Source organism: Shewanella cyperi, assembly GCF_017354985.1.
Lineage (GTDB): Bacteria > Pseudomonadota > Gammaproteobacteria > Enterobacterales > Shewanellaceae > Shewanella > Shewanella cyperi.
The window spans coordinates 1,107,870-1,129,728 of the sequence record NZ_CP071501.1 but is presented as its reverse complement, the minus strand read 5'-3'; the positions used below and the strand labels follow the sequence as shown (position 1 = coordinate 1,129,728).

General features: G+C 56.3%; 26 protein-coding genes. 17 read left to right on the top strand and 9 right to left on the bottom strand.

What is annotated here, in order from left to right:
* Window positions 1-91: 91 nt before the first annotated feature.
* Genes yciH through ruvX form a run of 3 tightly spaced genes read left to right on the top strand, consistent with a single transcriptional unit; the run spans window position 92 to window position 1,431 of the window.
* Window positions 92-421, top strand: a complete 330-nt coding sequence (gene yciH, locus JYB84_RS04825; protein WP_207322304.1) for a stress response translation initiation inhibitor YciH — start codon at window positions 92-94, stop codon at window positions 419-421.
* Between the two features lie 16 nt (window positions 422-437).
* Entirely contained in the window at window positions 438-1,001 is a 564-nt protein-coding gene (locus tag JYB84_RS04820) for a YqgE/AlgH family protein (RefSeq protein WP_207322303.1), read from the top strand.
* A 7-nt stretch (window positions 1,002-1,008) separates the two neighbouring features.
* Window positions 1,009-1,431: a Holliday junction resolvase RuvX gene (ruvX, locus tag JYB84_RS04815; protein WP_207322302.1), complete on the top strand. Its 423-nt coding sequence runs from the start codon at window positions 1,009-1,011 to the stop codon at window positions 1,429-1,431.
* A 107-nt stretch (window positions 1,432-1,538) separates the two neighbouring features.
* On the opposite strand, the gene hemH is transcribed toward ruvX, so the two are convergent.
* From hemH to JYB84_RS04795, 4 genes are all read right to left on the bottom strand, one after another.
* Window positions 1,539-2,543 carry a ferrochelatase gene (hemH, locus tag JYB84_RS04810; protein WP_228290883.1) on the bottom strand — a complete coding sequence of 335 codons (1,005 nt, stop codon included), beginning with the start codon at window positions 2,541-2,543 and terminating at the stop codon, window positions 1,539-1,541.
* A gap of 5 nt (window positions 2,544-2,548) precedes the next feature.
* Window positions 2,549-3,046 carry a glutathione peroxidase gene (locus tag JYB84_RS04805; RefSeq protein WP_407696025.1) on the bottom strand — a complete coding sequence of 166 codons (498 nt, stop codon included), beginning with the start codon at window positions 3,044-3,046 and terminating at the stop codon, window positions 2,549-2,551.
* A gap of 152 nt (window positions 3,047-3,198) precedes the next feature.
* Window positions 3,199-4,311, bottom strand: coding sequence for a PilT/PilU family type 4a pilus ATPase (locus JYB84_RS04800; protein WP_207322300.1), 1,113 nt, complete (start codon window positions 4,309-4,311; stop codon window positions 3,199-3,201).
* A gap of 22 nt (window positions 4,312-4,333) precedes the next feature.
* Window positions 4,334-5,371 (bottom strand): type IV pilus twitching motility protein PilT, encoded by a 1,038-nt coding sequence (locus JYB84_RS04795; RefSeq protein WP_207322299.1) that lies wholly within the window; start codon window positions 5,369-5,371, stop codon window positions 4,334-4,336.
* Window positions 5,372-5,406: 35 nt separating this feature from the next.
* On the opposite strand from JYB84_RS04795, the gene JYB84_RS04790 reads away from it, so the two are divergent.
* From JYB84_RS04790 to JYB84_RS04755, 8 genes are all read left to right on the top strand, one after another.
* Entirely contained in the window at window positions 5,407-6,114 is a 708-nt protein-coding gene (locus JYB84_RS04790) for a YggS family pyridoxal phosphate-dependent enzyme (RefSeq protein ID WP_207322298.1), read from the top strand.
* 142 nt (window positions 6,115-6,256) lie between these two features.
* Complete coding sequence (gene proC, locus JYB84_RS04785) at window positions 6,257-7,072, top strand: pyrroline-5-carboxylate reductase (protein ID WP_207322297.1); 816 nt, start codon at window positions 6,257-6,259, stop codon at window positions 7,070-7,072.
* 39 nt (window positions 7,073-7,111) lie between these two features.
* On the top strand, window positions 7,112-7,660 hold the full coding sequence (locus JYB84_RS04780; protein WP_207322296.1) for a YggT family protein: 549 nt from the start codon (window positions 7,112-7,114) through the stop codon (window positions 7,658-7,660).
* On the top strand, window positions 7,660-7,947 hold the full coding sequence (gene yggU / locus JYB84_RS04775; RefSeq protein ID WP_207322295.1) for a DUF167 family protein YggU: 288 nt from the start codon (window positions 7,660-7,662) through the stop codon (window positions 7,945-7,947). Before JYB84_RS04780 ends, yggU begins: the two co-directional genes overlap by 1 nt.
* Window positions 7,948-8,024: 77 nt before the next feature.
* Window positions 8,025-8,459, top strand: coding sequence for a DUF4426 domain-containing protein (locus JYB84_RS04770; RefSeq protein ID WP_207322294.1), 435 nt, complete (start codon window positions 8,025-8,027; stop codon window positions 8,457-8,459).
* A gap of 98 nt (window positions 8,460-8,557) precedes the next feature.
* Entirely contained in the window at window positions 8,558-9,157 is a 600-nt protein-coding gene (gene rdgB / locus JYB84_RS04765) for an RdgB/HAM1 family non-canonical purine NTP pyrophosphatase (RefSeq protein ID WP_207322293.1), read from the top strand.
* Window positions 9,158-9,160: 3 nt separating this feature from the next.
* Window positions 9,161-10,297 (top strand): radical SAM family heme chaperone HemW, encoded by a 1,137-nt coding sequence (gene hemW, locus JYB84_RS04760; RefSeq protein ID WP_207322292.1) that lies wholly within the window; start codon window positions 9,161-9,163, stop codon window positions 10,295-10,297.
* 135 nt (window positions 10,298-10,432) lie between these two features.
* On the top strand, window positions 10,433-12,286 hold the full coding sequence (locus JYB84_RS04755; protein WP_207322291.1) for a DUF885 domain-containing protein: 1,854 nt from the start codon (window positions 10,433-10,435) through the stop codon (window positions 12,284-12,286).
* Window positions 12,287-12,774: 488 nt separating this feature from the next.
* Here the strand turns inward: JYB84_RS04755 and JYB84_RS04750 are convergent, their stop codons facing one another.
* The 5 genes from JYB84_RS04750 to trmB all read right to left on the bottom strand — a co-directional run bounded on the left by JYB84_RS04750 (window position 12,775) and on the right by trmB (window position 17,161).
* Window positions 12,775-13,716 (bottom strand): LysR family transcriptional regulator, encoded by a 942-nt coding sequence (locus JYB84_RS04750; RefSeq protein WP_207322290.1) that lies wholly within the window; start codon window positions 13,714-13,716, stop codon window positions 12,775-12,777.
* A 421-nt stretch (window positions 13,717-14,137) separates the two neighbouring features.
* Window positions 14,138-14,941, bottom strand: coding sequence for a YggN family protein (locus JYB84_RS04745; protein ID WP_207322289.1), 804 nt, complete (start codon window positions 14,939-14,941; stop codon window positions 14,138-14,140).
* Between the two features lie 176 nt (window positions 14,942-15,117).
* Complete coding sequence (gene glsB / locus JYB84_RS04740) at window positions 15,118-16,047, bottom strand: glutaminase B (RefSeq protein WP_207322288.1); 930 nt, start codon at window positions 16,045-16,047, stop codon at window positions 15,118-15,120.
* 3 nt (window positions 16,048-16,050) lie between these two features.
* Window positions 16,051-16,377 carry a 50S ribosome-binding protein YggL gene (locus tag JYB84_RS04735; protein WP_207322287.1) on the bottom strand — a complete coding sequence of 109 codons (327 nt, stop codon included), beginning with the start codon at window positions 16,375-16,377 and terminating at the stop codon, window positions 16,051-16,053.
* 67 nt (window positions 16,378-16,444) lie between these two features.
* Complete coding sequence (gene trmB / locus JYB84_RS04730) at window positions 16,445-17,161, bottom strand: tRNA (guanosine(46)-N7)-methyltransferase TrmB (RefSeq protein WP_207322286.1); 717 nt, start codon at window positions 17,159-17,161, stop codon at window positions 16,445-16,447.
* Window positions 17,162-17,357: 196 nt separating this feature from the next.
* Between trmB and mutY the strand changes: the two genes are divergently transcribed.
* The 6 genes from mutY (at window position 17,358) to JYB84_RS04700 (ending at window position 21,857) form a co-directional block, all read left to right on the top strand.
* Entirely contained in the window at window positions 17,358-18,410 is a 1,053-nt protein-coding gene (gene mutY, locus JYB84_RS04725; RefSeq protein WP_207322285.1) for an A/G-specific adenine glycosylase, read from the top strand.
* A 78-nt stretch (window positions 18,411-18,488) separates the two neighbouring features.
* Window positions 18,489-18,761 (top strand): oxidative damage protection protein, encoded by a 273-nt coding sequence (locus JYB84_RS04720; RefSeq protein WP_207322284.1) that lies wholly within the window; start codon window positions 18,489-18,491, stop codon window positions 18,759-18,761.
* 185 nt (window positions 18,762-18,946) lie between these two features.
* Window positions 18,947-19,567: a cytochrome b/b6 domain-containing protein gene (locus JYB84_RS04715; protein WP_207322283.1), complete on the top strand. Its 621-nt coding sequence runs from the start codon at window positions 18,947-18,949 to the stop codon at window positions 19,565-19,567.
* A complete protein-coding gene (locus tag JYB84_RS04710) occupies window positions 19,554-19,862 on the top strand; it encodes a PepSY domain-containing protein (protein ID WP_228289691.1) in 309 nt (102 codons plus the stop codon). Before JYB84_RS04715 ends, JYB84_RS04710 begins: the two co-directional genes overlap by 14 nt.
* Window positions 19,862-20,521: a response regulator gene (locus JYB84_RS04705; RefSeq protein ID WP_207322282.1), complete on the top strand. Its 660-nt coding sequence runs from the start codon at window positions 19,862-19,864 to the stop codon at window positions 20,519-20,521. The genes JYB84_RS04710 and JYB84_RS04705 overlap by 1 nt, the downstream gene beginning before the upstream one ends.
* Before the next feature lie 25 nt (window positions 20,522-20,546).
* Window positions 20,547-21,857: a sensor histidine kinase gene (locus JYB84_RS04700; RefSeq protein WP_207322281.1), complete on the top strand. Its 1,311-nt coding sequence runs from the start codon at window positions 20,547-20,549 to the stop codon at window positions 21,855-21,857.
* Window positions 21,858-21,859: the final 2 nt, after the last annotated feature.

Sequence of the window (21,859 nt, the reverse complement as noted above, 5' to 3'; positions counted from 1 at the left end):
TAATGCCTTGCCCCGGCGAGGCTGAAATAGCTCCGCTATCCGGGGTAATAGTCTGGTAAACTGAAAATAGAAACCCCATCCAGAGCGACAGATGAGAATCGATCCAAACGTATTGCTGGTATACAGCACAGACAAGGGCCGTATCGATGCCCCCCGGGAAGAAGCCGAAGTCCCCAAGGGGGATGGCATAGTGCGGATCCACAAGGACAGCAAGGGCCGCAAGGGCAAGGGCGTGAGCGTCATCAAGGGACTGGGACTGGACGAAGCGGCACTCAAGGAATTGGCCCAAAAACTCAAGAAACAGTGCGGCTGCGGCGGCACAGTCAAAGACTTCTGCATCGAAATTCAGACGGACAACCGCGAACAGCTCAAGGGACTGCTGGAAAAGCTGGGCTATCAGGTGAAGTTGGCCGGCGGTTGACCTGTAGGAGGATAAAATGGACAGTCTGCAAAACCATTTCCTTATCGCCATGCCGGCACTGGCCGATGGTTTTTTCGATCGCGCCGTCATTTATATCTGCGAACATGATGCCCGTGGCGCCATGGGGCTGATGATCAACAAACCCATAGGACTGGATGTCAACGAATTGCTGGAGCAGATGGGCCTGGAGGGCGATGAACTGCGCCGTATCCCTGCCCTGGATGCCAAGGTGGTAGTGGGCGGTCCGGTCAATCCCGAACGCGGCTTTGTGCTGCACAGTCCCCAGCCCGGCTGGGCAGGCAGCACAAAGCTGTCGGATGACATAATGCTGACCACTTCCCGCGATGTGCTGACCAAGGTGGGCACAAACGAAGGGCCTGAGCACTTTATCGTGGCCCTGGGCTATTCGGGCTGGAGTGCTGGGCAGCTGGAGCAGGAGCTGGCGGATAACAGCTGGCTCACCATTCCAGCCAACAGCGCCCTGCTGTTCGGTGCCCCCCACGAGGACAGGTGGCAACAGGCCAGCCGCGCCCTGGGATTCGAGCCCTGGCAAATCTCCAACCAGACCGGCCACGCCTGAGGATTTTATGCAAGCCAAGACAGTCATGGGCTTTGATTTCGGCACCAAGAGCATAGGCATTGCCGTGGGCCAGAGCATCACCGGCAGCGCCAATCCGCTGCTGTCCATCAAGGCCACCGACGGGATCCCCAACTGGGATCAAATCGCCGGCCTTATCAAGGAATGGCAACCTGATCTGCTGGTGGTGGGACTGCCGCTGAACATGGACGGCACAGAGCAGGAAATGACCCTGAGGGCACGCAAGTTTGCCAACCGGCTCCAGGGCCGCTTCGGCCTCAAGGTGGCGACCCAGGACGAGCGCCTGACCACCGCCGATGCCAAGGCCAGACTGTTTGAGTTGGGCGGCTTCAAGGCGCTGACCAAGGGTCAGGTGGATGCTGTGTCGGCTGTGCTGATAGTGGAGAGCTTTTTCGAGGCCCAACTGGCCTGACGTGCAACCCTTCACACCTAAATAGCCCCATAAAAAACGCCGCTGACTGCGGCGTTTTTCATTTCCGGCAAACCCGGTTACAGCAAGCCTGGTTGCAGCAAGCCTGGTTACAAATAGGGCGCCACCAGCTTGGCCATCATATCTATGTGGGCCGGATCATCATTGAGGGCCGGAATATAGCGGAAGCGCTCGCCGCCGGCATGCTCGAAGATTTCCCGGTTTTGGCCGGCTATCTCTTCCAGGGTCTCCAGGCAGTCGGCGCTGAAGGCCGGACAGACCACGGCCACATCCTTTACCCCCTCGGTCGGCAGCTGGGCCATGGTGGCGTCCGTGTAGGGACCGAGCCACTTGGCCTTGCCAAAGCGCGACTGGAAGGTGTTCATGTACTCACCTTCCTGCAAACCCAGCTCCTCGGCCACCAGACGACTGGTTTTGAGGCACAGGCAATAGTAAGGATCGCCAAGGTGCAGGTTGCGCTCCGGCATACCATGGTAAGACAGCACCAGCTTTTGCGGCTTGCCATTGGCTTCAAAATCGCGACGTATGCTGGCTGCCAGGGCCGAGATAAATTCGGGCCTGTCATGGTAGCTATTGATAAAGTTGAGCGACGGCAGATAGCGCCAGCCCATCAGTTCTTTGGCCACCGCATCAAAGGCGGAACCAGTGGTCGGAGCCGAATACTGGGGATAGAGGGGCAGCACTGTGATGGCATCGACGCCGTCGCTGTGCAGCTGCTGCAGCACTGAGCTCACCGACGGCTGGCCATAACGCATCGCCAGCTCCACCCGCACCTCACTGCCCTGCTCTGCCAGCAAGGCACGCAGCGCGTCACGCTGACGCAGGCTGATGTCCATCAGCGGCGAACCCTGCTCGGTCCAGATCTGTTGGTACAGGGCGGCGGATTTGGCGGGCCTGACCCGCAACACTATGCCGTGCAGTATCAGTTGCCACAGCAATTTGGGGATTTCCACCACCCTGGGGTCCGATAAAAACTCCGCCAGATAGCGGCGCACGGCCTTGGGCGTCGGCGCATCCGGGGTCCCCAGGTTCAGCAGCAATACCGCCTTCTTGCCCCTTGGGCCATGGCCCTGTTGTTTGGAAAGTCCTTTCAAAGCAATTAACTCTTGTTATGTTTAGCCAATGCCGCTTCTATGGCGGACACGAGTGCCGGATCTTCCGGCGTGACACGGGAGTTAAAGCGGGTAACCTCGCTGCCATCCGCACTCACCAGGTACTTGAAGAAGTTCCACTTGGGGGAACCGGCCTTCTCGCCCAGATACTTGAACACGGGATTGACGTCGCTGCCCCACACCGCCGAGGTGGCGAACATGGTAAAGGTCACACCGTAATTGATGAAGCAAATTTTGGCAGTATCTTGCTCTCGATCTTCTTCCTGGAAAAAATCATCGGATGGAAAGCCGAGGACCACCAGGCCCTGATCTTTGTACTTTTGATGCAGCGCTTCCAGGCCCTTGAACTGGGGCGTAAAGCCACAGTGACTGGCGGTATTGACGATAAGCACGGGTTTGCCGGCCGTGAGTTGGCACAGATCCACTGTCTTCTCGGAGTGCAATTTGCGCATTTCCTGCCTGAGAAAATCCGGGCAGTCGGCCATGGCTGGCTTGGCCAAGGCCAGTTGCGCCAGGGACAACAAGGCCAACGCAGGCAAAAAGAAGGATGTTTTCATAGCGTGCCTCCTCTTGTTTACTTCAGGCCAGACAGGAAAACGCCAGACCCGGGGTCTGGCGCTGTCCTTGCGGCCTGGGGTTAATCCATATCCAGGGTCACACCTTCCAAAAAGCCCGAACCGCCGGAGTCCTTGCTGGCGAGCTTGATCATCAGGCGCAGGTCGTTGGGCGAGTCTGCATGGTGCAGCGCATCGGCGTAACTGATTTCACCTTCCTGATACAGGTTGAACAGCGCCTGGTCGAAGGTCTGCATTCCCTGTTCATTGGACTTGGCCATGGTATCTTTTAGCAGGTGCAGCTCGTTCTTCTGGATGATGCTCGACACCCTGGGGGTATTGATCAGAATTTCGATGGCTGCCCGGCGGCCGGTGCCGTCGGCCTTGGGTACCAGCTGCTGAGCCACAATGCCGCGCAGGTTCAGCGACAGGTCGAACAGCAATTGATGATGTTTGCTTTCAGGCACCAGGTGCATGATGCGGTCCAGCGCCTGGTTGGCGTTGTTGGCGTGCAGGGTAGCCATACACAGGTGACCGGTTTCGGCAAACGACAGGGCGAACTCCATGGTTTCCTGGCTGCGGATCTCACCGATAAGGATCACATCCGGCGCCTGGCGCAGGGAGCTTTTCAGCGCCGCGTCGAAGGAGTCGGTGTCTATGCCCACCTCACGCTGGGTAATGATGCTTTGCCTGTGGTCGTGAACAAATTCCACCGGATCTTCAATGGTGAGAATATGACCGCGGGCATGACCGTTGCGATAACCCACCATGGCGGCGAGCGAGGTGGACTTACCCGTGCCGGTACCACCGACCATGATGATAAGACCGCGCTTGCTCATCACCAGATCCTTGAGGATGGCCGGCAGCCTGAGATCGTCCATCTCGGGGATCTTGGTTTCGATGCGGCGCATCACGCAACCTGGAGATTCCCTCTGCCAGAAGGCACTTACACGAAAACGTCCCAGCTCCTTGGCCGCAAAGGCGAAGTTACATTCACGGGTTTCGTGGAATTCTTTTTTCTGGGCGTCAGACATCAAGGACTCGACAAAGTCCAGCGCCTGGGCCGGGTTGAAGGCATTTTCCGCCAGCGGCCGCAGCTCACCGTCTATCTTGGCGCTGGGCGGGAAGCCTGCGGTGATGAACAGATCCGAAGCCTTGCGTTCGACCATCACCTTCAGAAACGGACGTACATCCATCATAGTTCCTTAAAAGTGTTACTTAAAAGTTAGCCTGTTTGTTGGAGCTCTTGGCCATGGCGTCTTCACGGGTGATGAGGCCACGGTTTACCAGATTCTGCAGACATTGCTCCAGGGTTTGCATGCCGTGGGCCATACCCGTTTGGATGGCAGAATACATCTGCGCCACCTTGTCTTCCCGGATAAGGTTACGAATGGCCGGTGTTCCCATCATGATCTCATGGGCCGCCACCCGGCCGCCACCGATTTTCTTGATCAGGGTCTGGGAAATTACCGCCTGCAGGGATTCCGACAACATGGTACGCACCATGTCCTTTTCACCGGCGGGGAACACGTCGACCACACGGTCAATGGTCTTGGCCGCTGAGGTGGTATGCAGGGTACCGAATACCAGGTGGCCGGTTTCCGCTGCCGTCATCGCCAGACGTATGGTTTCCAGGTCACGCATCTCACCCACCAGGATCACGTCCGGGTCTTCACGCAGTGCGCTGCGCAGCGCGGCGTTGAAGCTGTGAGTGTGCCTGTGTACTTCCCGCTGGTTGATAAGGCACTGCTTGTTCTGGTGCACGAATTCGATAGGGTCTTCGATGGTGAGAATGTGGTCGTGCCGGTTCTCGTTCACATAATCTATCATGCCGGCCAGGGTGGTACTTTTACCTGAGCCCGTGGGGCCGGTTACCAGCACCAGACCGCGGGGAAAACTGGCAATTTTCTTGAAAATTTCCGGCGCGCCCAGGGTTTCCAGTGACAGGATTTCGCTGGGAATGGTACGGAACACGGCTGCGGCGCCGCGGGATTGGTTGAAGGCGTTAACACGGAAGCGGGCCAGATTGGGCACCTCAAAGGAAAAGTCGATTTCCAGGTGCTCTTCATAGTCTTTGCGCTGCTTGTCATTCATAATGTCGTACACAAGATTGTGTACGCCTTGGTGATCCAGCGCCGGCAGGTTGATTTTGCGAACTTCGCCATCGACACGGATCATGGGAGGCACACCGGCTGAGAGGTGCAGATCCGAGGCCTTGTGTTTTACACTAAAGGCAAGTAACTCAGTGATTTCCATAGTGTGGGATATCCCTTAGACCGATTGATTAAAACATGACAACAATAGCAGACAGACTTTCAATCGCCCAGCACAGGATTGCGCAAGCGGCGCAAAATGCTGCAAGAAACCCTTCTGAAATCAAATTGCTGGCCGTCAGCAAAACCAAACCCGCTGCGGACGTGATCACGGCCTACCTGGCGGGACAGCGCTGCTTCGGCGAAAACTACGTCCAGGAAGGCGAAGCCAAGGTCGATGAACTGGCTCCTGCGTTCCCGGATATAGAATGGCATTTCATCGGCCCGCTGCAAAGCAACAAGAGCCGTATTGTGGCCCAGAAGTTCGCCTGGCTGCACACCCTCGACAGGATCAAACTCGCCAAGCGCCTCAGCGAGCAAAGACCTGTGGCCATGGCGCCGCTGAACGTACTTATCCAGGTCAACATCAGTCAGGAAGACAGCAAATCTGGGGTCAAACCGGAAGACGTGGCAACCCTTGCCGCCGAAGTTTCTGCCCTGCCCGGCCTGTGTCTGCGCGGCCTGATGGCGATCCCAAGCCCGATTTCTGAAACCCATGGCAGTGACCGCCTGGAGCAGGAGCTGGCGACCATGAAGATGCTGTTCGATGCCCTGAGGGAAACTTATGCCTCGGTGGATACCTTATCCATGGGCATGAGCGACGATCTGGAACTGGCCATAACCCACGGCTCTACCCTGGTACGTATAGGTACGGCCATATTCGGCGCACGCAGTTATACCCCTTAAGCAGCTATACCCCTTGGTCAGCGCCGGAAACCGCCATACCGGCAACAGCTTGACACTATTTTATCCGGCGGCCCGGATTGTAAAAGTTGGCGCCAGTCCCCATATTGCAGACTAAAGACGCAGGAAAAAGATTGAGGATCCAATGACAAAAGCGAAAATCTGTTTCATCGGTGCCGGCAATATGCCCCGCGCCATCATAGGTGGCCTGGTGGCCAGCGGTTATGATCCCCATCTTATTCATGCCACCAATCCCAGCGCCCCCAAACTCGATGCCATGCGCGCCGATTTCGGTATTCACACCTCCCATGACAATCTGGCGGCCGCCCGCGATGCCGATGTGGTGGTGCTGAGTGTCAAGCCACAACTGATGGAAGCCGTGTGCCGCGAACTGAGTCCGGCCATAGACAAACAATTGCTGATCACCATAGCCGCCGGTATTCCCGAGCGCCGTTACCATGATTATTTCGGCAAGCAGGTCAAACTTATCCGCACCATGCCCAACACCCCAATGTTGCTGGGCCTGGGCATGACGGGACTGTACGCCCCCGCCAAAATAGGCGAGGCGGACCGCGCCCTGGCCGGTATGCTGATGCAAAGCTGCGGTGATATTCTTTGGGTCGAGAAGGAAGAGGATATCAATAAGGTCATAGCCCTCGCCGGCAGTTCCCCGGCCTACTTCTTCCTGTTTGTGGAGGCCATGGTCGAGGCCGGTATGGCGCTCAATATGACCGAAGAGGCGGCCCGCCATCTGGCACAGCAGGCGGCGGTGGGCGCCGCGGCCATGATGAAGGCCAATCCAGAGCAATCACTGGCCCAGCTGCGGGAAGCCGTTACCTCCAAGGGCGGCACTACGGCCCAGGCCATAGCCACCTTCGAACAGGGCGGCCTCAGGCCTCTGGTCAAACAGGCCATGGACAATTGTATCAAGCGCGCCGAAGAGATGGCCGACACCTTCTGAGCCGGGTTCGGATCCGGTTAACCTTTAAGGGAGCTTTGCATGAACGCAATGATGTTTTTAATCAACACCCTGTTCGATCTCTACCTCATGGTGGTGATTTTGCGGATTTGGCTGCAACTGGTACGGGCCGATTTCTACAACCCCTTCAGCCAGTTCGTGGTCAAGGCCACCCATCCTATTGTGGGCCCGTTGCGCCGGGTACTGCCGTCCATTGGCAAGCTCGACAGCGCGTCCGTGGTGTTGGCACTGGCCCTGGTGGCCATCAAGGTGGTGCTGCTGAGTCTGATTGCCGGGGCGCCCATCAATCCACTGGCCATAGCCCTGTTTGCCCTGGTGAGTGTTATCAAGCAGGCCGGGGTCTTGTTCTTCTGGATGCTGCTTATCCGCGCCATTCTCAGCTGGTTCAACCAGGGGTATAACCCCTTTATCATGGTCATAGCCCAGCTGACCGAGCCTGTGTTGGCGCCGGTCAGAAAGATTATTCCGCCCATCGGCGGCCTGGACTTCTCCGTACTGGTGGTGTTTATCGGCCTTAACTTCATCAACATGTTGCTGGCCCAATACATACCTTACTGGGCCAATGCCTGATGGCGGCAGTAGAGAGGCAGGGCGATACGCTGTTGCTGAATCTTTACATTCAGCCCAAGGCCAGTCGCGATCAGATAGTGGGGCTCCATGGTGATGAGCTCAAGGTGGCCATCACGGCGCCGCCGGTGGACGGCAAGGCCAATGCCCACCTGGGACGCTGGCTGGCCAAGCTGTTCAAGGTGCCCAAGACCAATGTGCAGATAGTCAAGGGTGAGCTTGGGCGCCACAAGCAGGTACGGATCCTGGCACCGCAGTTGCTGCCCGAACAGGTTTCGGCTCTGCTATAACTAAATAAATCGGGATCATGGAGCCTTTGACATCATGGTCTTATACTCAAGTGAGAATCCAGCAAGAGGTTTTTACCATGTTACGTCAGCTACTCGCCGTACTCGCCCTGACCGCCAGTCTCTGTGGTGTTGCCAGTGCCGAACAAAAGGAACAGGTCGGCCAATATGATATTCATTATATGGCCTTGGGAAGCACCTTCCTCACCCCAACTATCGCCAAGAGCTATGGCATAGAGCGCAGCAGTTACACCGGCATTATCAATATTGCGGTGCTCGACACCTCGGTCGCCGGTAACCCTGCGGTGGAAGTAGAGATAAGCGGCGTGGCCAATAACCTGCTCGATGCCCGTGTCGACCTTAAATTCAAGGAAATACGCGAAGGCGATGCCATCTACTATATCGCCGAGGTGCCCTACCGCGATGACGAGGAAATCAATTTCCAAATCGCCATCAAACATGGCAACCAGCTCAATACCACGCTCAAGTTCAAGCAAAAATTCTACGTTGAATGATACCGGGGCCCGCAGCATGCGGGCCCTGTGCTATCTGGAGCCTCGTGCTTGCTTGGGGTATCATGGAGCCCAATTTAGATCCACAGACAGAGTAACAGATGAAACAGATAGTGCTTGCCAGCGGCAATAAAGGAAAACTCAGGGAGTTCAACGAGATGCTCGCGGACTTCCAGATTTCTGTGTTAGCCCAGAGCGAATTTGACGTCCCGGAAGTCGCCGAGACAGGCACCACCTTTGTCGAAAATGCCATCATCAAGGCCCGTCACGCCGCCGCCATCACAGGCCTTGCCGCCATCGCCGATGATTCGGGACTGGAAGTGGACTGCCTCGACGGTGCCCCCGGCATTTATTCCGCCCGCTACGCCGGTGCAAATGCCAGTGATACAGATAACTGGCAAAAACTTCTGACAGCAATGGATGGCAAAGCGCAGCGCAGCGCCCGCTTCCAGTGCGTGCTGGTATATATGCGCCACGCCAAGGATCCGACCCCCATCATCTGCCAGGCATCCTGGGAAGGCCGGATTGCCGAGGCCGCCACGGGTAGCCAGGGCCATGGCTACGATCCGATCTTCATCCCGGAAGGCCTGCACCAAAGTGCTGCCGAGCTGTCCGGCGAGCAAAAAAATGCCCTCAGCCATCGCGGTAAAGCCATGGTATTGCTGCTCGATGCCCTCAGGGCCAAAGGGGTCATAGCCTAAGCCATGCTGTCACTGCCTCCCCTGAGCCTGTACATACATATTCCCTGGTGTGTGCAGAAATGCCCCTATTGCGACTTCAACTCCCACGGCCAGCAGGGCGAACTGCCCCAGCAGGCCTATGTGGATGCCCTGCTGAAGGATCTGGATGCCGATCTTGGCTTTGTGCAGCACAGGCCGCTTTCCAGCATATTTATCGGCGGCGGCACCCCGTCGCTGTTTGATGCCGCCAATATTGGCCGTCTGCTGCAGGGCGTCCGCGAACGGATCCCCTTTGGCGATGACATAGAGATCACCATGGAGGCCAACCCGGGTACCCTGGAGCATGATGACTTCAAGGCCTACCGTGCCGCCGGTGTGACCCGGCTGTCGGTTGGGGTGCAGAGTTTCTCCAGGGACAAGCTCAACCTGCTGGGGCGGATCCACGGCAAGGATGAGGCGGTACGCGCCGCTGAGCTGGCCCAGGCCGCCGGCTATCAGAGCTTTAACCTTGATCTGATGCATGGCCTGCCCAACCAGTCCTTCGACGAGGCCATGGCCGATATCGAAACCGCCGCCGGTCTCAATCCACCACACCTGTCCTGGTACCAGCTGACGATTGAGCCCAATACCCTGTTTCACTCCAGACCGCCACAATTGCCGGATGATGAGTCGCTGTGGCGCATCTATGAGGCGGGGCAGCAGCGTCTGGCGCAGCTCGGCTATGAGCAATATGAAATTTCGGCCTATGCCAAACCCGGCTTCCAGTGCCGCCACAACCTTAACTACTGGCAGTTCGGTGATTATCTCGGCATAGGTTGTGGCGCCCATGGCAAGCTGACTTTGCCGGAGGAAAACCGCATAGTACGAACGGTCAAAATTAAGCACCCCAAGGGCTATCTGGCCGCCGACGACTATCTGTTTGAACTCACCGAGGTGGCGGAGGAAGACAGGCCCCTGGAATACCTGATGAACCGGTTGCGGCTGATGGCCCCCATGGCCAAGGAAGAATTCGAGCAGCGCACCGGCCTATCACGGCAGGTGCTGACCGAAGGCATGATCAAGGCCGCCGAGCGGGGACTCATCACCGAGAGTGACAGCCACTGGACTCTCACCAGCAAGGGACAGATGTTCGTCAACGACCTGCTGTCCCAGTTCGTTTGAACCTCCTCCCCTGGCACAGGTGTTTCATGCATCTGTGCCTATTTATGTATTAGCGAAACATTTACTAACATTTCACGCTGGAATTTAGCCATGGCTGCTTTAGGATGACTGCACGAATCTGCAGGAGTCATAATAATGTCCAATAAATTCCCCAAGACCCTGGTTGCCCTCGGCCTGTGCGCCGCCCTGGGAAGTATCACAATAGCAGAGGCCAGGCCTCTGCTGTCCGCCAATGAAAGCATTGCCTCTGAAACCCGGGTGCTGACAGAGTCGGCCAAGGCCAATGAGCTGTTTGAAACCCTGTTCATGGAAGATGTGATGGCCAGTCCCCTGGCTCAAACCGAGCTTGGGATCAAGACCGCAGACTATGGCAAGTGGGACGAGATTAGTGAAGCGGCCGATGCCAGGGATCTGGCCCGGGCCAAAAAACAACTGCAACAACTCAAGCAAGTCAACGAAGCTTATCTGGATGCCCAGACAGCCCTGAGTCTGTCACTGTACAAGCAGCAGTTGGAAGACAACATAGCTGACTACAAGTGGCATCTGTACAACTATCCCGTCAACCAGATGTACGGCGTGCACTCCACGACACCCTCTACCCTGATAAACCAACATCAGATAGGCGATGAGTCCGATGCCCGCGCCTATATCAGCCGTCTCAAGGGAATTTATCCGCGTTTTGAACAGGTTCAGGCCGCGCTGGAGCTGCGGGCGGAGAAAGGCATAATTGCCCCCAAATTCGTGTTCAATTACGTGATATCTGACAGCCGCAACATCATCACAGGCGCCCCCTTCACCGAGGGTGAAGACAGTGCCCTGTGGGCCGACTTCAAACGCAAAATTGAAGCACTGCAACTGGATGAAAAGCTCAAGTCCGAGTTACTGGCCGAGGCCAGAACGGCCCTGCTGGAGCAGGTCAAACCCGCCTACGAACAGCTGATTGATTATGTGGCGAAACTGCAACAGCGCGCCGATGACAGGGACGGTGTATGGAAATTCCCTCAAGGGGATGCTTTCTACAGGGATGCCCTTAAACGCACCACCACCACAGACATGAGCGCGGACGAGATCCACCGGCTGGGTCTGGCCGAAGTGGAGCGGATTCACGGTGAAATGCGCGCCATCATGACCAAGGTCGGCTTCAAGGGCAGCCTGAAGGACTTCTTCATCTTTATGCGCAACGATGAGCAGTTCTACTATCCGGACAATGCCGAAGGCAAGGCGGCCTATCTGAGCGAAGCCAAGTCCCTTATCGACACCATGCGTTCCCGCCTGGATGAGGTATTCAGCATCAAGCCCAAGGCCGGCATTACCGTAAAGGCGGTGGAGGCCTTCAGGGAAAAATCCGCCGGCAAGGCTTTCTATAACCAACCCTCAGCCGATGGCAGTCGCCCCGGGATCTTCTACGCCAACCTGTACAGCATGAAGGCCATGCCCAAGTACCAGATGGAGGCCCTGGCCTACCACGAAGGCATTCCCGGCCACCATATGCAGATTGCCATAGCCCAGGAACTGGAGAATGTGCCCAAGTTCCGCCGTTTTGGTCGTTACACCGCCTATGTGGAGGGCTGGGGTCTGTATACCGAATACTTCCCCAAGGAAATGGGACTGTACAAGGATCCTTACTCCGACTTCGGGCGCCTGGCCATGGAACTGTGGCGCGCCTGCCGTCTGGTGGTGGACACAGGCATACACGCCAAGCAATGGACCCGGGAACAGGGTATTGCCTACTACACGGAAAATACACCCAACGCCGAGTCTGATGCGGTTAAAATGGTGGAGCGCCATATAGTCATGCCGTCCCAAGCCACGGCCTACAAGGTGGGGATGAACAAGATCCTCGCCCTGCGCGCCAAGGCCCAAAAAGCCATGGGTGATAAGTTTAATATCCGCGAATTCCACACCCTGCTGCTGAAGAATGGCCCCTTGCCACTGGATGTGCTGGAAAGTCAGATAGACGATTGGATTAAGTCGGTCAGCATCAGCTGATACCCTTATCGAGCAAAGAAACCAAAGCCAGGTCCCCGGACCTGGCTTTTTTATTGCGACCTGCTGAACTGATGGCGCTTGAGCTTTCAAACCCCGAAAAAAAATCACCCCAGCGGTGAGGCCGGGGTAAACCAAAAACTAGGATGATGGTTTCAAGGCCAGTGGAGCCATGGTTAATGAAATTAGTTCATCAGCTCTCACCGGCATTGACTCAGGACTGCTATCAGCGGATCTGCGCATCCAACATGGAAGGGGTCATTCCCAGGCCGGCTACGGACTCAGATCATCCCGAATCAACTGACGCCCATTGTATTAATTTAAGAACAAGGTGCAACTCCGACCTGAGCAACCCGATTAGAAACGCCTTAATTAGCCTTGTTTATTTAATCACCTGCAAACCATTAAGCAGCTGATTTATAAATACTTAAGCAAAACAGGCAAACCTAATCCAAAGTATAGTTCTTAAATCAGAACAAAGTTTCCAGCTTTCAACGTCGCTCGGCATAAAGCTCAGCGTAGGGCTTGTCCCAATAGGGTGGCGTACCTATATGATTCTTAATGAAATCAATAAAGGCACTGACCTTGGGGGCCAGATGCTTGCGCCTTGGATATACGGCCTGCAGCGGCAGGTGATGGGTCAATTGCCAATCCCGCAGCAAAGGTACCAGGGTGCCCTTTTCTATTTCGCCTTCCACCAGATAGCTGGCCAGATAGACCACGCCCAGGCCGCTGACGGCCGCCGACTTGAGCGCCGGCGCATTGTCGACCCGGAAGTTACCGGAAACCCCTATCTCGCAATAATCATCGCCACGCTTGAACTGCCAAACGCTGTGCTCATGCCACTCACCGTGGTACACCAGGCAGTTGTGATCCACCAGCTGCTCCGGCTTGGACGGCTCGCCGTGGCGGGCAATATAGTCGGGTGATGCCAGCAACATGAACTGGCACTTCATCAGGGGGCGGGCCACCATGCCCAGGGGCAATTGTTCGGACATGGTGAGCAACAAATCCAGGCCTTCGCTGACCACGTCAACCTTATGATCGAGCAGGCTCACCTGCAGTTCCAGCTCGGGATGACGAGCCATAAACTCAGGTAATGCGGGAATGATGTGCATGGTGCCGAAGGATTGGGAAATCCCCACCTTGAGCACGCCGCGGGTGGCATCATTGAGGTTATGGACACTGGCCACCGCCTGATCGGCGTCGCGCAGCAATTCCTCCCCCTGCACGTACAGCAAATGACCTGCTTCCGTGAGACTGAGACTGCGGGTGGTGCGCTGAATAAGCTGCACCCCGAGCTTATGCTCCAGATCCGCTACCTGGGTACTGACCTTGGACTTGGAAATCCCCAAACGCCGGGCAGCAGCACTGAAGCTACCGGCACGGGCTACGTGGGTAAAAATGGCGATAGGTTCTAACAGTTCTAACATTAAGCTGGCCTTAAACTGTTTTCGACTGGCTATTGGCCGTTAATCGCCTGGACGCTGTCACAGCAAAAAAACGGATACCATATCGATGATATTCAAGAAGATATACCAAAAACACACACTGAGGTAGAGTCCGGAGCACCGGTATTTTTACCGGATTTTTTGTTATTTTTTAGAAGTATAACAAATTATCTGACCGCGACTCCAGCGAGCTGCCATCTTACTGTCATAACTGCCTGGGTAGCCTGGGCAAATCCGGCCTATAAAAGCCACGAAATGGGCTTAAGCCGCCCCGGCGCAACCGGCTAAAAAGCGAATAAAAAAAGCCCCGGAGGGGATCCGGGGCAAAAGACTTTTCAGCCTAAGTTCAAAGGAAACACTTCATTGGGTTTAGCGGGTTGGGGGACCTTCAATCACTCCCGGTTTATTCACGCAACTCGACTTGCTCACGCTGTGCCAGGGGGTAATCCCTGAGTTCAGGAATTTCTTCCCGGACGCGGTTTTCCAACACCAGCAACTCTTCAAAGTTTTCACACATCTTGTCGGCTCGGGCCTCAATCACCTCGGCCTGGGCTTCCATTTGCTTTTCAATATCGTCGCCAATGGATTCCATCTTCTTACCGAAATTCTCCATCTTCTCTTCGAAGCTGCCGCCGTCAGCAGAGAGGATCTGGCTACCCAGGTTGATCATCAGGGTACCCACAGAGTTCTGTACCATCTGCTCGATTTCCTGCTCAAACTCTTCGTTGAATACTTCATCCATGGAGTCTTCGGTGGCGCCCACATAGTAGCTGTCACCGTTACGGTACATGACCTTGTCCATACGCTTTTGCAGATTGGCCACCAGCTCGTCCACCTTGGCACCTGTGTCATCACCCAGCAGCGGAGTCAGCGCCATGCTCACCGCTTGACTGGCCAAAGACACGGCCTCGGTCACCAAGGTTACGAACTCGGGAACTTGCTTGGCCAAACCATCGGAATACTGCTCAAGCAGCGCTTTTTGCTTGCTGTTGAGGCTGACTTCTTCACCATCGACAAACAGCCTGCCCGGCTCGATGCGGTACTGTTCCTTACCCTTGCTGCTGAACACCATCTTTTTCGGCTCCATGGTCAGATCGTAATTCAGGCTGACATTGCATTCCTGGTGATCTTCATGGGCCATAACAGGTGCAGTGCTACAGATCATGGTGGCGAGGGCTATCCCTGTGAGCATTGAAGGTAATTTCATTTGCGTTCCATCCTGTGATTGTCGATTTCGATGGTTTGGATAAAGCACGGAGCGTGCCAAAATTATATCCAATTGATTTTATTGCATTCATGCGGATTTTATCGATGAGAAATGACAGCCTTGGTGAGTCTGACCACCACTAAGTGGTGATTTTCACCAAGGCGTTGGCAGCAGGATCAGAAGATGGAGCGCCCCAATGCCTGACACAGGCGCTCGAGCAGGGCGGTACCGGCCAGGGAATTGCCATGGCCATCCAGCTCAGGGGACCAGACACAGACGGACAGGAGACCGGGGATCACGGCGATAATGCCGCCACCGACGCCACTCTTACCCGGCATGCCAACCCGGTAGGCAAATTCGCCGGCGCCATCGTAAAGCCCCGAGGTGGCCAGCAGGGCGTTGAGCTGGCGGGTTTGGGTGGCGCTGACCAGTTGCTGACCGCTGAGGGTTTGGCCCCGGTTGGCCAGGTACAGCATGGCCCGGGACAAGTCGGCACAGCTCATTTTAAGGGCGCAGTAATGGAAATAATTGCGCAGCACTGCATCCACATCATTGTGGAAATTGCCGAAGGATTTCATCAGATAGGCGATGGCGGCGTTGCGGGCACTGTGCTGATATTCAGAATCGGCAACCTGCTTGTCATAGCAGATGCCGTTGTTGCCACTCATCATGCGCACCACTTCCAACATCCGCTGCTTGGGCGCCCCCAGGCGGCTTTGCAGCATGTCGGCTATCACCAGGGCACCGGCATTGATAAAGGGGTTGCGGGGAATACCGCGCTCCAGTTCCACCTGTACCAGGGAATTGAAGGAATGGCCCGAGGGCTCTTTGCCCACCCTGCTCCAGATCTCCTGCTCTTCATAGAGCATCAGGGCATTGGTGAGACTGAATACTTTGGAAATACTCTGAACCGAGAAGGGTTCCAGGTAATCTCCGGCACCGACTGTAGTGCCGTCGATGGAGGTGACGGCGATCCCAAGCTTGTTGGGATCGACGTCGGCAAGGGCCGGAATATAATCCGCCACCTTGCCCTTGCCGAGCAGCGGCCGGGTTTGTTGGACTATCTCGTCGAGCAAGCCTGGTTCAAGCGACAACTGCTCGGTCACGATTTAGCCCCACCAAATGTCGTACAGATCGCTTACTTCGACATTGGCAACGCTCTGGTTTGCCCAGAACGCCTTGACCGCAGCTCTGTCTTCCTCGGTGCACTTACCCAGGGTTTGAGTAGCAATAATGCCTTCCCACTCGCGGTGACCGCCACCGTGGAAGCCCAACTTACGCGCCTCGATAACGTCGTCGATGAACTTGTCCACTATGGTGTCGATATCGGCTTCGGCAACCTTGGCATCAAACTCCCAGCTGATGTCAAAGCCCAGTTCCTGGAACTCATCCACACGCAGTTTCTTGCGCAAGCGGCGGCTGCGATTCTTGGCCATTGTGATTTCCTCTTCTTGGTTATGGTGCCGCGGCGCGGCGGTTTTTGCCCGGTTGCCCGGACGGAATTCAATCCTGCTTTTCGAACATCAGATCCCAGACGCCGTGACCCAGGCGATGACCGCGGGCCTCAAACTTGGTCAGGGGACGATAATCGGGGCGCGGTACATAATTGCCTTCGGCCGACTGATTGCGGTAACCGGGGGCGGCGCCCATGACTTCCAGCATGTGCTCGGCATAATTTTCCCAGTCGGTGGCCATATGGAACACACCGCCCACCTTGAGCTTACGACGAATAAGGTCGACAAATTCGGGTTGCACTATACGGCGCTTGTGGTGGCGCTTCTTGTGCCATGGGTCGGGGAAGAACAACTGCACCCGGGCCAGGCTGCCATCGGCAATGGCGTGCTCCAGCACTTCCACCGCATCGTGGTGATACACCCGCAGGTTGGTCACGCCAGCGGCACCAGCATCCCCCAGACAGGCACCGATACCGGGTTTGTGCACTTCCACACCGATAAAGTTGAGTTCGGGGGCGGCGGCGGCCATCTGCACCAGAGAGGCGCCCATACCGAAGCCGATTTCCAGCACTGTATCTGCCTCACGGCCAAATACCTGGGTCAAGTCCAGGGCCACAGGGCTGTAATCAAGGCCCATGGCCGGCCAATGGCTTTCTATCGCCTGGGCTTGGCCCTTGGTCAAACGCCCTTCACGCAGCACGAAACTGCGGATCTTGCGCAGATACTTGCCTTCTTCATTAAACTCGGCAGTGGTCACTTCACTCATGTCGGCCTGGCCCCAATAGCACACAATAAAAAGAAGGGGCATTATCCAAAGTTACGCCCACCGCGCAAGCCCTTGCGCCGAAAAAGTATACCAAGATCTGCGCCAAGTGCGAGGTTGGCTTCCCTTTGGCCTTGTCGCCCCGGATTCCAGTCGCTACACTGCCCGCCCAGCCCAAGCTTTTCCTTATATAAAACCCATGAGCACCAAAAGCTTCGCCGACCGCATCATAGCCTGGTACGACAGCCACGGCCGCAAGACCCTGCCCTGGCAGCAAAACAAGACCCCTTACCGGGTTTGGGTCTCGGAGATCATGCTGCAGCAAACCCAGGTAGCCACCGTAATCCCCTACTATGAGCGCTTTATGGCCCGCTTTCCGACGGTCACGGATTTGGCCGATGCCCCTGAGGATGAGGTGCTGCACCTGTGGACAGGTCTTGGCTACTATGCCCGCGCCCGCAACCTGCACAAGGCCGCCAAGGAAATAAGGGATAAACATCAGGGCGAATTTCCGCAGGAATTCGATACTGTGCTGGCGCTGCCCGGTATTGGCCGCTCCACCGCGGGCGCCATCCTGTCGCTGTCATTGGGGCAGCATCACCCCATTTTGGATGGCAATGTCAAACGGGTACTGGCCCGCCACGGCGCCATCGCCGGTTGGCCGGGGCAAAAGAGTGTTGAAGAGCAGCTCTGGCAACTTACCTCAACCCTGACGCCTAAAGAGCAGATAGCCAAGTACAACCAGGCCATGATGGACATAGGCGCCAGTATCTGCAGCCGCAGTCGCCCCGATTGCGGCGTCTGCCCCGTGGCCGTCGATTGCCACGCCCAGCTCAGTGGCCGCCAAAGCGAGTTCCCGGGTAAAAAGCCGAAAAAGACCATACCAGCCAAGGCGGGCTGGATGCTTATCCAAATGCAGGGGCCCGAGGTGCAGCTTATCAAGCGCCCCCCAAGCGGGATCTGGGGCGGCCTCTGGTGCTTCCCCCAGTTCGCCAGCGAGCAGGAACTGCGGGCCCATATTGAGGCAAAGCAACTTGCAGGCGAAGCGGAACTGCTGGATGGTTTTCGCCATACCTTCAGTCACTTCCACCTGGATATCCAGCCGGTATTGCTGAGCTGCAAGCCAGGTTCTGCCCATCAAGTCATGGAAGATGGGGGCGCTCTCTGGTATAACGTCAGGCAACCACAAAAGCTGGGGCTGGCCGCCGCCACCGAGCGGATTTTGGAAACCCTGGTTCAGCGCCTGAAATAGCGGCGTTAAAACAGCATTAAAAGACATCAGCATAAATGCATAAGCCCGGCCCGTAACGTCGGCAATCAAGGAGTACTTATGGCCCGTACAGTCAACTGCGTTTACCTCAACAAAGAAGCCGAAGGCCTGGATTTCCAGCTCTACCCGGGCGAACTCGGCAAGCGCATTTTCGACTCCATCAGCAAGGAGGCCTGGGGCCTGTGGCAAAAAAAGCAGACCATGCTGATCAACGAGAAAAAGCTCAACATGATGAATCTTGAGCATCGCAAACTGCTGGAAGAGCAAATGGTTAACTTCCTGTTTGAAGGCAAGGAAGTGGAAATCGAAGGCTACGTGCCACCAAGCGAATAAGCTGGAGTTCCTATAACCCTCTACTCCAGAAAAAAGGCCCTACATGGGCCTTTTTTCATGCCACGGTTTTCAAAAGCGGCAGCTCTTGCAGAGTTTTGGTCACTTGCTTTTTCCGGATATATTTTAAGTCTGATTTAAGTTTGCCTTGGCTAGGCTTAAGCTATGCCAACCAAGGAGTCATTATCATGTCACTGAATCAAGCTTCAAATCGCACTGCAACGCCCATGCAAACCATCAGGGTGTGGGATCCTCTGGTGCGTCTGTTTCACTGGTCATTGGTGGCCTCATTTGCCATAGCCTATTTGACCGAAGGGGAAGAAGACTGGATGACGCTGCATAGCTACGCGGGTTATACCGCCCTGGGGCTGCTGGCCTTCCGTCTGCTGTGGGGATTTGTCGGCAGCTACCATGCCCGCTTTGTCAATTTCATCACAGGGCCCGGGGAAGTGATTGCCTATCTCAAGGGACTCAGGGCCGGTAAGGTAAAGGACTACCTGGGCCATAATCCGGCCGGAGCAGCCATGATAGTGGCGCTGTTCCTCAGCTTGGTTGCCACCGGCTTCACCGGCATGGTGGCCTATGGCATTGAGGGGCACGGGCCGCTGGCAGGCAGCTTTATGGCCTCCTGGTCCGAGGACACACTGGAGGAAGTGCATGAATTCTTTGCCAACTTTACCCTGGCACTGGTCGTGCTGCATGTGGCCGGTGTGGTGGTGAGCAGTCGTCTGCACGGTGAAAACCTGGTGCGAGCCATGCTGAGCGGCAATAAACAACGCCCCATGGGCACTCCAGATGAAAAGCATTAATCACGTCCTGCTGCTTGCCTGCGGTCTGTTGGCTACCACCGGGATGGCCCATGAGTCGGAGAAGGATCTGTCCAGCCAGGTGCTGGACTGGGTCGCCCAAGGCAGGGTGCTGCCACTAGATAGCTTGCTGCAGCGCTATCAGGGCAGGCTCGATGGCCGACTGCTCGACCTTGAGGTCGAGCAGGAAGGCGACAGGATCATTTATGAACTGGAGATCCTGCGCCAAAATGGTCAGGTAATTGAAATTAAACTGGATGCTGCAACCGGAGAATGGCTAACGGATGAGGGGCACTGATGCGGCTGCTGTTGATTGAAGACGATATGGAACTGGTTGCCAGGCTGCTACCCGTGCTGAAAAAGGCCGGCTATGCCATTGAGCATGCCGCCAACGGCATAGATGGCGCTTTCCTGGGCCAGGAGGAAGACTTTGACGTGGTGGTGTTGGACCTCGGCCTGCCAGGGAAACCCGGCCTCGAGGTTTTGGCCCAATGGCGCAGCCTTGGCCTGAGACTGCCGGTGCTTATCCTCACCGCCCGCGATGCCTGGCACGAACGGGTGGATGGCCTCAAGGCCGGCGCCGATGACTATCTGGGCAAGCCGTTTCACACCGAAGAACTGCTGGCACGGCTGGAAGCGCTGGTGCGGCGCCACCATGGACACGCCAATAATCAGCTGCAACATGGCGGCGCGGTCTTGGATATCAACCGCCAATCTCTGACCCTGGCCAATGGCACTGTCATCCCCCTTACCGGCATTGAATTTCGCCTGCTGCACTGCCTGATGCTGGAGCCCGCCAGAATAGTCTCCAAGTCCGAGCTCAGTGAACGCATTTACGAAGAAGAGCAGATAAAGGACAGCAATGTGATTGAGGTTTATATCAATCGCCTGCGTCAGTATCTGGGCAAGGATTTTATTGAAACCCGCCGCGGCCAGGGCTACAGGCTCAGCGACTGAGTACCAACGCCAGGGAAACGGACACTTGTATTCACTTAAACGACATTTAAGCCGCAATCTGCTGCTGACCCTGATCCTGGCCATGCCGATACTTTTGCTGGGCCTGTACCAGGGAATTGAACTCCTGACCCGGGACTTTGTTGCCTCGCGGCTGCAGCATGATGCCGACAGCCTGATAAGTGCCCTTTACCTGGACCAGGACAGCCAATGGGCGGTGCAAAATGACAGACTACCGGCCATATATCACAGGATCGGTTCGGGGCACTATTTCGGGGTGAGTGCGGACCAAGGTCTGCTGCGCTCACGCTCGCTGTTTGACAAGCACATCACAATTCAGCCACTTCAACCGGGTCAAAGTCGGCTTGAATATCAAAATAACGGAGCGGAAGAGCACTGGCTCAGTCTCAGCCTTGCCATCAGCAAACAGGGGCAGACCTTGACCCTATGGGTTGCCGAAGACATAGGGCCGCTGGAGCAGAGCCGCAGCCGCTTTCTGCTGCTGGCCACCGGCGGCATACTGCTGCTGATTGCGGCGCTGTTGGCCATTCAGTATCGTCAGTTACAGCTGGGTTTTGCCCCCCTGGCAGCCATGCCAGAGGCCATTCGCCAATTGCGCACCCAGGGTCAGGCCCTTGACCGGGAAAAGCTGCCCAGCGAAACCGCCCCCCTGGTCGATGAGATCAGCCGACTTATCCAGCAGCTGGGCCAGAGAGTTGAAAGATCGCGCCACGCCCTGGGTAACCTGGCACACGAAATGAAACGCCCCTTACAGGGGCTTAGAAGCTGGCTCGACACCTTACCCGAGTCTCAGCGGGCTGAGGGCCTCAAACAACTCACCGCCCTGCAACACCTGCTTGAGCGGGAGCTGAAACGCAGTGCCATAGTGGGACCGGCAATGCCGGGACGCATGCTGCATGCCGCTGAGGATCTGCCGCCCCTGTTGACCCTGATGGGACGCATCCACTCGGGCATCCACCTTGACAGCCATTACGATCCCGACTTGGTGCTGGCGCTGGAGCGGGACGATCTGCTGGAGCTGCTTGGCAACCTGCTGGACAATGGCTGTAAACACGCCCGCAGCCAGGTGGCGCTGACACTTTCCACTAATAATGACGGCCTGACGATCCTCATCGACGACGACGGTGCCGGTGTGTCCGATACCGAACTTGGCAGCATCACCATGCGCGGTGTGCGCCTGGATGAACACAGTGAAGGCCACGGCCTGGGGCTGGCCATTTGCAAGGACATAGCCGACAGCTATGGCGGAGAACTGGGTTTTGCCCGCTCTTCCCTGGGGGGACTGAGGGCCAGGGTATTCTTACCCTGGCCCATTTGAGG